Raw genomic sequence first — 9,937 nt, 5'->3', positions numbered from 1 at the left:
GCATCAATCATTCTTCGAAACGCCATTTCAAAACGCGCTCTATGATTAACAAACTCCTCATAAATTCCGCGTCGATCCTTCCGAACTCCTTCGAAATAATCTTCAAATACAAGTGCAGTTATCTGGCAGCGTATCCTTTTCCCACCATCGTACGCCCACATAATAAGATTTTTGGTATGCGGCCCAACCCCAACTTCTTTATCGAAGGCTATGCTCGTCATTCGTGAACCCTCCCTTTTGCGACAACATCAGTGCAGGCGAGGCCGGCCTCCTCATGACGGCGGTCAGGTAGTGGGGCCGCCTGTCATCAAGACCCTTCTGGCTCCTGGAGACTAGCCGTCATTGTCCAATCACGCTCATAGGGCATAAGTCCATCCTGCTCGTATAGTTTGATTGCCTGCAATCTATGTTCTTCCTTCAAAGCAACCAATTGCTTCCCTCGCTCCAATTCTTCATCAGAAATATCTTTTCTCATCATATTTTCATATGCAAGCTCAGCCCTCCGATTGACTCCTTCAAAAGTAAAGTCGTTATGCCAACCCTTTTTAATGGCGTATTGTAGCAGCTTGTTTGAGTTTTCGCCTAGCGCTTTACCATTAAGCATTTGTCGGAATAGCCAAAGCACAACGTCAGCGATCTGGATTCCAGGGCTTGCGTCTGAAGCAGATATCTCAAACTGTGAACCATGAAGTTTCTGGAGAACTACTGTCTCTCCAATTAGCTTGATCGGTTCAGGAGAAGCATTTGAGTGCATGCGATGCCATTCCTGAAGCGTACCTTCGAATTGAGATTGGCGGTCGTGGACCATCTTCTTAAGAGGGCGGCCCCATCGTTTCGAATATTGCTCCAATCCTTCCATCAAATTTACGAAAGCGACCATATTGGGCATGTGCCCGTTCTTGGCCTGACGACCAGGGATGAATATGTCAAGTGCTTCTGGATGGCTGCGGCTCCATTCGAGCGTTTGTGTGATAATTTCTTGTGACCTTTTATCAACTATCAATGGAACTCGTGCCAAGAGTGCCTCGCAGATGTCGGGGATCATCGCTCTGGCTATCGCCTCCCTCTTAGCCATGAGCATGTCCCAAAATTTGCGCGCAATATCGTCAGTAATAATAGTAGAGACCTTAAGACAAAGCATAAGGCGCATCAGGCGAACGTTGTACGCAAGCCATGATGCGGCGGGATTCTCGCCAGCGTCAAAAAAAGTGTCAAATAATTTCGTTGCGAGCAAGTAGCGCTTCTCGACACGAGATATAAAGAAACGCGCATCAGATTTCTTAAGTATATTAATAAGAGAGTCTGCTACATCCTCCACCTTATCTGGACCGATGACAGACGCATGAATCCCTACAATTCCATGCCTCTCGCAAAGTTTTTTAATATTATTTCTCTGGATAATGTCGAAATTTGTTTTTGTAATCATTGCTCCAGTGAAAAAGTCTGGCTGTTTCTCATCAAATAGATTTGCTCCAGTGTTCCCTGTCTCATCAACGAATGCGTACATAGCAAATACTCCACTATTTTATGTTGTTCTCGCGACGTTGTCGGCAGTCACGTAGCGCTGGGTAGAGCGTGCCTCTATGGACGTCGAACTCATCAGCAACCTGCTGACCCGTGATCGTGGATTGCTCAACATGGATTCAGCCATGGCAAGTCCTTTTCGCGACACCCCTTCACGGGAGAATTCTACCGCGCGCATCGCCGGATGCGCGAAAAATATGATCGCCTCCGGCATGCCGGCGAGCAGATCGCCCAGGGCAGCGCCGCGCCATCGGCGCCGGACAGTGGGCACCAGGCGCAGGGCCTCGACATCGACCTGCTGGCGGCCGTGGTGGAGATCGAGGGTACGCCTCCGGTGAGTGCCGCCTTGGCAAAACAGGGTCTGACGTCCGAGTTTTGCGTGGCGCGTCATCGCGCTGACGCAAACGAGTTGCAAACGTCATGGCTTACCAGCGTATCGAGGTTTTGACGGGCCGGGAACGGCGGCGGAGCTACACGCCGGCGGAGAAGGTGCGGATGGTGGAGGAGGCGTTCCGGCCCGGCGTGGTGGTGACGGAGGCGGCCCGTCGGTTGGGCGTGCACGAAAGCCTGCTGTATCGCTGGCGGGACCTGATGAAGGTCGGCGGGAGTTCCGTGGCCGAACCGCCCAGCTTTGTCGCGGTGACCCTTACGCCGGAGCCGAGCGTAACCGAACCGCCGGTCGTGGAGCCCCCTGAGCCATTGGCGCTTCCAGCCACGCCGGCCACGCGCCCTGCGGTCGTCGAGGTCATCCTGCCCAGCGGGGCACGCCTGCGTCTGGAAGGGCCGGTTGACCCGGCCCTGGCGGCGGCCGTCATCGGTGCCCTGGCATGATCCCGGTGCCGAGTGGCGTGCGGGTGTGGCTGGCCACCGGACACACCGACATGCGCAAGGGCTGGTCGAGCTTGGCGCTGCTGGTGCAGGAACGCTTCGCCCAGGACCCGCACAGCGGCCATCTCTTCCTCTTCCGCGGACGCCGGGGCGATCTGGTGAAGATCATCTGGTATGACGGCCAAGGCAGTTGCCTGTTCATGAAGAGGCTGGAGCGGGGCCGTTTCATCTGGCCGACGCCAGCGGACGGCGCGGTGTCGATCTCAGTCGGGCAGATGGGCTATCTGCTCGAGGGCATCGACTGGCGCAACCCGCAGAAGACCTGGCGCCCCGAGGCCGCGGGGTGACTGCGACACGGTGAATCGACGCACCGGTTCAGGCAGGATTACGGCGGCTTGACGGCGTGATCCCGGGTAAACTGGCGCCATGACCGCTGCCCTGCCCGACGACATTACCAGCCTGCGCGCCGCCTTGGCGCAGGCCGAGGCGCGGGCGGACGCGGCCGAAGCCGAAGCGGCGCGGGCCAAGGCGATGGCGTCGAATACCGAGGCGCTGATCGCCAGCCTAAAGCTGGAGATCGAGAAGCTCCGGCGCGAGCTCTACGGCACGCGCTCCGAGCGCAAGGCGCGTCTGCTGGACCAGTTGGAGTTCCAGCTCGAAGAGCTGGAAGCGACGGCCAGCGAGGACGAACTGGCGGCTGAGCAGGCCGCTGCCAGAACCACCACGGTGGCGGGCTTCGCCCGCAAACGGCCATCGCGCCAGCCCTTTCCCGACCACCTGCCGCGCGAGCGCGTCGTTGTGCCGGCCCCGGCGAACTGCCCGTGCTGCGGCTCGGACAGGCTGTGCAAGCTGGGCGAGACGATCACCGAGACGCTGGAGGTGATCCCGCGCCGATGGAAGGTGATCCAGACGGTGCGGGAGCGGTTCTCCTGCCGGGCCTGCGAGACGATCAGCCAGCCGCCGGCGCCGTTCCACGCCACCCCACGGGGCTGGGCCGGCCCCAACCTGCTGGCCACCATCCTGTTCGAGAAGTTCGGCCAGCATCAGCCGCTGAACCGGCAGGCCGAACGCTTTGCGCGGGAGGGTGTGCCGCTCAGCCTGTCCACCCTGGCCGACCAGGTGGGCACCGCCACCACGGTGCTGAAGCCGCTGCACGACCTGATCGCCGCGCATGTGATGGCGGCCGAGCGGCTGCATGGAGACGATACGCCAGTGCCCGTGCTGGCCAAGGGCAAGACCGACACCGGGCGGCTGTGGGTGTATGTGCGTGATGACCGGCCGTTTGCCGGCCAAGCCCCACCGGCGGCGCTGTTCCACTACTCGCGCGACCGCAAGGGCGCGCATCCCGAACGGCACCTGGCCGGCTTCACGGGCTGGCTGCAGGCCGATGCGTTCGCTGGCTACAACCGACTGTACGAACCCGGCCGCCGGCCGGGGCCGATCAGCGACGTGCTGTGCTGGGCGCATGCGCGGCGCGGCTTCTTCAAGCTGGCCGACATCGCCGCGAACACCAGACGCGGCAAGGACGCCCCGCCGATCTCACCACTGGCGCTGGAGGCCGTAAGGCGCATCGACGTCCTCTTCGATCTCGAGCGTGCCTTGAACGGCAAGCCGGTGGCCGAGCGGCTGGCGGCACGCCAGGAGCACGGCGTTGCCCTGGTAGCCGAACTGGAGAACTGGATGCGGACGGAGCGCGCCCGGCTCTCCCGCCATGCCCCCGCGGCTAAGGCGATGGACTACATGCTGACCCGATGGGACGGCTTCACCCGCTTCCTCGACGATGGCCGGCTGTGTTTGACGAACAACGCCGCCGAACGCGGTCTGCGCGGGATCGCCATCGGGAGGAAGGCGTGGCTCTTTTGCGGCTCCGATCGCGGCGGCCAGCGGGCGGCGATCATGTACGGCCTGATCACCACGGCAAAGCTCAACGACGTCGATCCCCAGGCGTGGCTCCCCGACGTGCTGGCACGCATCAACGACATCCCCCAAACCCGCCTGCGCGAGCTCCTGCCCTGGGAATGGAAGGCAATCCGCGAGCAGACGAAAGCTGCATAACCGCGGCACTCACCGGATGCTTACGATCGAGGAGCCGGCCGGGCCGGTGCTGGCCCAGCTGATCGCCTCCGGCATGCCGGCGAGCAGATCGCCCAGGGCAGCGCCGCGCCATCGGCGCCGGACAGTGGGCACCAGGCGCAGGGCCTCGACATCGACCTGCTGGCGGCCGTGGTGGAGATCGAGGAGCCGGCCGGGCCGGTGCTGGCCCAGCTGATCGCCTCCGGCATGCCGGCGAGCAGATCGCCCAGGGCAGCGCCGCGCCATCGGCGCCGGACAGTGGGCACCAGGCGCAGGGCCTCGACATCGACCTGCTGGCGGCCGTGGTGGAGATCGAGGAGCCGGCCGGGCCGGTGCTGGCCCAGCTGATCGCCTCCGGCATGCCGGCAAGGTGGCCATGGCCCCTTTTACGACACCCTCAACCGTCCGCTTCTGACCCATAGCGGACTCTTGTACAACACCATTTTTGGGCCAGGAGCGGACAATACACAAATAGCTGATCGCAGAGAGACTATTTGCTGCGGAATGTGTGGAAGCGGCAACGAATTCCTGTAAGACATCAATCAAAGTTCGCCGCTGTTCATTCAACATGTTCGGCAGGCGCGCTGATAAGCAAGGCAGGTAGGTTTCCTTTACTCGGCTTTTGATATCCGCTTCCTCAATTCCTCCTCCGCAAAATGCCAAAAGATATAAGGCGCATTATCCAGAACCGCGCCGATCCACAGAGGGTCGTTCCTGTCATTCAAGAGATGAGGATCTGCTACTTCCAGCAGAGCTAATAGGAGCGTCCAACGCTCTTGGTCGCTGACGCCATCGAATGCCTGTAGTAGGTCAAGCGCGGTCTGTTGTTGACGCTTGCGCCCCAACGCTTCTAGTACCGCGTCACGAACGTCTGGCTCGGCCTCCTGCTCCAGCATGGACTTGAGCGGACCGATCAGGCGCTCCGGGGATTGCCACCCCGCCAATTTAGCTCCGACACTACGCACGTCTCGCGACGGATCGCTCATGCAGGCCAGCAACATTCTGTCAACCTGTTCGGCATCGATTCGACGCATTGCCTGTCCAACTGCTGTAAGGCTGTCTTTTCGAAGCCGCGCCACCTTTATCAGACGTTCAGCAGCATCCTTCGGGGTCATCTGCGCTAGCTGCTTGGTAAGCAGCCACAATTCGCTTCTTGTAATGCGCAATTGCTTCTCTGCGGCAGCAATGGCGAGATTGGGATCGAACTCGAAGAGGGCCTTGATCGCTTCGGTCTTATTTCCAACAACAAAGCTGTCTTCGCCGAATGCAACTTCAGTAATTAACTCGCGGACACGTGCATCCCCTGATCGGACACCTAGAAAATAGGGTGGAATAAGGCCCTTCCGCTCGTGGCATAGGCGGACCGCCCACTTGATCGCCTTGTCTCGGGTCGACTCTCGGTTGCAAAGCACCTGAGCTAAGCTCACGTCTTCGCTAGTCCAATTGCTGAATGGCACGTCCTCAAGGTGCGCCAGTAGATGTTCTTCGGCCGCACCTCCCATCGATAACAAAGCATTCATTGCACGGAGACGGTTGCCAGTCTTGAGCATAGGAAGAGCGAGGCGCAGGAAGTCAGGCGAGGTATCACCCAGCTCGGCTAAGACAAAGCAAGCCATCCGAGCAACGTCACTATCCGGGGTAACGCGCCTCAAAACAGCACGGATAGCAGATAGAATTTCTACGTCTTTGGCCAGCCACGCGATGGACAGCGCCTTCATGACTTGTGCATCCGGCGCGTTGGAGTCGCCTAATACTTCTAAGGCTCGACCAGATAAACCGCCTGCCAACGGATTGCCTGCACCCCTGATCTCATCCAGATCAGCAGAAATGGCCTCCGGCCCTTCTCCCCAGATAGACTCAATAACCTCCTTGTCGGAACCTGCGGATGCCAGAGTGATTGTAGCCCTGTACCGCTCGAACCAGTCCTCCGAATTTTGCTTTCCATCCTCGTTCACGCTAACCGGTCGCCGGGAGATCGACCCTAGCAGACTGATAGTTTCCGTATCCGGTGCCACAAAAGCCCATTCCAGGCCTCCGAATCGCCCCCAATACTCACTTGCAGACAGTTCGTGGTTCAGAAGTCGTGTTATGCCCTTGCCACCAACCCTGATCAAAAATTGGCGACAGCCTTCGAGAACCCCATCATGATGATTGGACCGTCCGGAAATCCGACTACAAGCGACGTCTGCCACCATCCTTTCCAGTTCACCGCCGGCCTCATCGCGGAGCACAGCCAGAAGATCGGGGCGGCTGATATTGTTTAACAAGCGTAAAGGAAAGAACGGCCAGAAAGTATCTTCCTTGCATGTCATTTCCAAACGCTGCCGCAGTTCTTCTTCAAAAGCACGCAGATGAAAACGAAGAAGTTGATCGTCGACATAGTCGGAGCGATCTGCAAAAAGGTCATCAAGCAATCTCCGACCCTTGGGGTCATTGCCAGCCATCTCTAGTATTCTTCGCCGAACTTCTATGGGCTTGATTTCAAGCAGGTAAGGTAACCACCAGTTCCTTGCCATGGCCAGCTCTGAAGTCGGAAAATCGGCTAGGCAAGCGATGGCTTGCTCAGGATCAAGACGGATCAAATTCGCCAAGGCCGCACTGTTGGCAAGATCCTCGTTGCGGGGCAAGCACGATACCAGAAAGCTCATGAGCGTGTGGTCACGGAACCTGCCAATACAATACAATAAGCTGCGGGGCTTATCCTTTGATATTTTATGCACCAAATCACTCTTAACCTCTGACCAAATGTCGGAGGCAGACGGATGCTCAAGGTTATTGAGAAGATAGCCTAATTCGCTGACTCGTTCCTGCTTCGGATCCGCGAGCTTTATTCGCTGCTGCAACCAATTGGGTGCTACTGCCACGCAAGCTTGCAGAGCCGCAAAGCTCGCTTCGTAGTCTCGATGATCCCATGGACATTGCTCACGCTCCTCCCACGTCTTTTTATCCGCATATGTGCATCGTTCTTGGTGCATGTCCCACAAGCGATTGAGGTAGTCACCGGACGGTTTTGCTGATGCTAGGGCGATGCCGACAGATTGCCGAGCTCCTGAACCAGATCGCAACAATTGGCCCGTCAGTTCCGAAAGATCTGCACTCTCCTGCCTTGCTATGGTCGAAAGAGCTTGAGCGATGAGCCTTATCTGATAATCGCCTTCGGGAAGGTTGCTCAGCCGCGCTTCCAGGGCTGGAACGATGCACTGCCCCAGAGTTGGCAACAAATAGGTATAAAGGTTCTCCCCATAGCTGCCATAGTGTTGACTTTCTCCAAGCCTTCCAATGACTCGTGCCAGATTATCGGCTGTCAAAGCTTCTTTAGCCATTAGCCACAGAGCATCCATTGGAACATAGCCGAGACGTCTGGTGTGTTCGTGGGCGGCACATTTGAGGAGTAGATCGCCAATTTCATCGGCAGAACGAGTGCGGTACTCGAAGCTCAATGCGACTTCGACGGCGACAGCCCAATTAAGCAGGCGATCATGTGCGAACTCGACGAAGCCACCGGGCAAGGACACCAACCACCCTGCAGCCCGTAGACGTTGGAGGGAGTGCGTATCGAGACCGATCAAATGCCAGTCGCTCTTAGGTACTGGATAAGTCGCCTGATCGACGACGCGATGTGCAAGGTTAGTTAGTATCCCCTCATCTCCGGTCTCGCCTCTTTGGATCATGCGTTTCCAGAAGCGATGGAAAATCTCGTATTCCGAGTGGGGCGCTGTCTCAAAATTTTCAAAGGGAAGCTGGATATATAGGCCAGCGAGGATCGGAATGCGGACTAATTTTTGAAGGTCGGACGGCAGATCAACCCATCGGCGTCCGTAGTGGGAAAGCAAATTATCGATCTCTGTGACAGAAAATCTGTCCAGTGATTGGACGTGAACACGGTCAACGGGTTGATTGGCAAGCACAGCGGCCACGTCCGGCGGCACCGACATCGCCAAACAGACACCCCAGTCCTCCCAGCGTCGACTGGCAAGCTCTCGCCCGACCTCTTTGTCTTGGACATTGTCAATGGCAATGGTTAACCATGGCATGGCCGCGCTGGGAGCCCTATCTCGGTACCAATTCGTAAGCCCGAGGATGGTCCTTGTGTCAGCGAAACCTAGGCATTCCTGCCAAATGACATTAGCGGCTTTATTTAGGATGTCATCAGTCCCGCACCCCTTCTCCCATCGCACCCAAGCGACTGAACGGCTAGCTTGCGCACTTGCCCGCAGACTGGCCAACAGTTGCCACGTCTTCCCCTCACCACTACCAGAACCGTCCTTAGCTCCAAGACCACCTGCGGTTACCACAAGCACAGGCTTTTCCGTAGGCCATGCTGGAGGACGCCTCACATCAAGTTTTGCGTTGTAACCGACTACGGCACACTCCCGGTCAAGAATACTCCGCGACAACTGATTAAGTTGGCTTATACGATGGGCACTTTCCGGATTTAGACCAGCGACCGTCAAAAAGCGGTCCACCGCATCAACGGGGATTTCGGCCTCACCCCCGCTCAACTGCTCCATCAATGTACCGATAAGCTGTCTTCGCTTCCCAACCTCTGCACCGACATTCGCACACATCGGGCGCAACCAATCGTCGATTTGTTCGGCGGTATTCTTAGCCGATACGTCAAAATCCATCTGGAAACGCTTTAACAGGTGGAGAACAGAAGCTGCTGCATCAGTGCGTTGGCGTTCCGCGTTCCGTTTGGTTTTGGACAGAATGTATTCGAACAATTCCCGGAAAGTGGGAGGAAGCTTCTTGCCGAAATGGTGCTTTGACGTAGAATCGAGATCTTCCGGTCGGTTAACTTTTTGTACCGCTTCAAGGAATTTTCTGAAACTACCCAACTGTCCTTCGCGCCCGTTGGTGACAAAGCGATACTCGGCCTCAGAGGGCAGTGGCTCCGGAACAGCCAAGCGGAGGTCAGGAAGAACATCTTCAATGATCGACTGGACAGACCAAGTGCCATCCGAGCATGTCTTATACTGCTCGACCAAATAGAGGCTCTTCCCCTGCAATCTTGCATCGCCGCCATCCTTCGGTTCGAGGATGATACGGGCATCGCCTGCCACATCGCTGCCAGAAACTTGCCCTTCGATACGGGCGGAGGCGAGCCAGTGCAGATGCTTCAGGATCTGATACAAAAAGCCGTTGATTGCTGCAGGGCCGCCTGCCTGGACCATCTCTCACCTCCGTACCGACTTATTCGACCACCACCGTTGCCGTGCAAGTCGATATACGCAACCGTGTACTCGGCCCCGTCCAACGATGCGTCTACGGCCTGTGCGGCAACAGAGACGACCGACAGTAGCATTTTGTAACCTACCATGTCGTCATATTGGTGTTCAACTTGTTCGACTTCCTCCGAATACAAGCAGTTACGGAGGTGGCAGCAACGTCCGCTCTTGGCGTTTTGCGGACGTTCGGAGGCGAACGGTCGGGCTGGCCATCCTGCCAAGCTGGCACCGAGGGGGCTGGCCAGCCTGATATGCGAAGCTGCGCCGGCTTGCGGGCTGATTGA

7 protein-coding genes are annotated in these 9,937 nt (G+C 57.6%); 3 read left to right on the top strand and 4 right to left on the bottom strand.

The genetic code is table 11. The features are described from left to right. The 3 genes from ABNQ40_RS34435 to ABNQ40_RS34425 all read right to left on the bottom strand — a co-directional run. A partial coding sequence (locus ABNQ40_RS34435) for a DUF1488 family protein (RefSeq protein WP_391349581.1) occupies positions 1 to 221 on the bottom strand: 221 nt, incomplete at its 3' end. Between the two features lie 86 nt (positions 222 to 307). After that, on the bottom strand, positions 308 to 1,507 hold the full coding sequence (locus tag ABNQ40_RS34430) for a DUF3800 domain-containing protein (RefSeq protein WP_391349579.1): 1,200 nt from the start codon (positions 1,505 to 1,507) through the stop codon (positions 308 to 310). A gap of 18 nt (positions 1,508 to 1,525) precedes the next feature. Continuing rightward, complete coding sequence (locus ABNQ40_RS34425) at positions 1,526 to 1,915, bottom strand: hypothetical protein (RefSeq protein ID WP_391349578.1); 390 nt, start codon at positions 1,913 to 1,915, stop codon at positions 1,526 to 1,528. Positions 1,916 to 1,944: 29 nt separating this feature from the next. On the opposite strand from ABNQ40_RS34425, the gene tnpA reads away from it, so the two are divergent. From tnpA to tnpC, 3 genes are all read left to right on the top strand, one after another. Continuing rightward, positions 1,945 to 2,355: an IS66-like element accessory protein TnpA gene (gene tnpA, locus ABNQ40_RS34420; RefSeq protein ID WP_391349576.1), complete on the top strand. Its 411-nt coding sequence runs from the start codon at positions 1,945 to 1,947 to the stop codon at positions 2,353 to 2,355. After that, the gene (gene tnpB / locus ABNQ40_RS34415) at positions 2,352 to 2,699 is read left to right on the top strand and encodes an IS66 family insertion sequence element accessory protein TnpB (RefSeq protein ID WP_391349574.1); all 348 of its coding nucleotides are present in this window, start codon (positions 2,352 to 2,354) and stop codon (positions 2,697 to 2,699) included. Before tnpA ends, tnpB begins: the two co-directional genes overlap by 4 nt. 79 nt (positions 2,700 to 2,778) lie before the next feature. Beyond that, the gene (tnpC, locus tag ABNQ40_RS34410; RefSeq protein WP_391349572.1) at positions 2,779 to 4,407 is read left to right on the top strand and encodes an IS66 family transposase; all 1,629 of its coding nucleotides are present in this window, start codon (positions 2,779 to 2,781) and stop codon (positions 4,405 to 4,407) included. 629 nt (positions 4,408 to 5,036) lie between these two features. Here the strand turns inward: tnpC and ABNQ40_RS34405 are convergent. Continuing rightward, a complete protein-coding gene (locus ABNQ40_RS34405) occupies positions 5,037 to 9,599 on the bottom strand; it encodes a HEAT repeat domain-containing protein (protein WP_391349570.1) in 4,563 nt (1,520 codons plus the stop codon). Positions 9,600 to 9,937 lie beyond the last annotated feature (338 nt).

Source organism: Azospirillum sp. A23 (assembly GCF_042938965.1).
Lineage (GTDB): Bacteria > Pseudomonadota > Alphaproteobacteria > Azospirillales > Azospirillaceae > Azospirillum > Azospirillum melinis.
Note: the sequence above shows the minus strand (reverse complement) of the source record. Positions and strands in the feature narration are given on the sequence as shown.

What these genes read in the sequence shown, in the direction of transcription:
- ABNQ40_RS34430 (WP_391349579.1), bottom strand. Translation starts at nt 1,507, where the DNA reads ATGTACGCATTCGTTGATGAGACAGGGAACACTGGAGCAAATCTATTT.
- ABNQ40_RS34425 (WP_391349578.1), bottom strand. Translation starts at nt 1,915, where the DNA reads ATGACGCGCCACGCAAAACTCGGACGTCAGACCCTGTTTTGCCAAGGC.
- tnpA (WP_391349576.1), top strand. Translation starts at nt 1,945, where the DNA reads ATGGCTTACCAGCGTATCGAGGTTTTGACGGGCCGGGAACGGCGGCGG.
- tnpB (WP_391349574.1), top strand. Translation starts at nt 2,352, where the DNA reads ATGATCCCGGTGCCGAGTGGCGTGCGGGTGTGGCTGGCCACCGGACAC.
- tnpC (WP_391349572.1), top strand. Translation starts at nt 2,779, where the DNA reads ATGACCGCTGCCCTGCCCGACGACATTACCAGCCTGCGCGCCGCCTTG.
- ABNQ40_RS34405 (WP_391349570.1), bottom strand. Translation starts at nt 9,599, where the DNA reads ATGGTCCAGGCAGGCGGCCCTGCAGCAATCAACGGCTTTTTGTATCAG.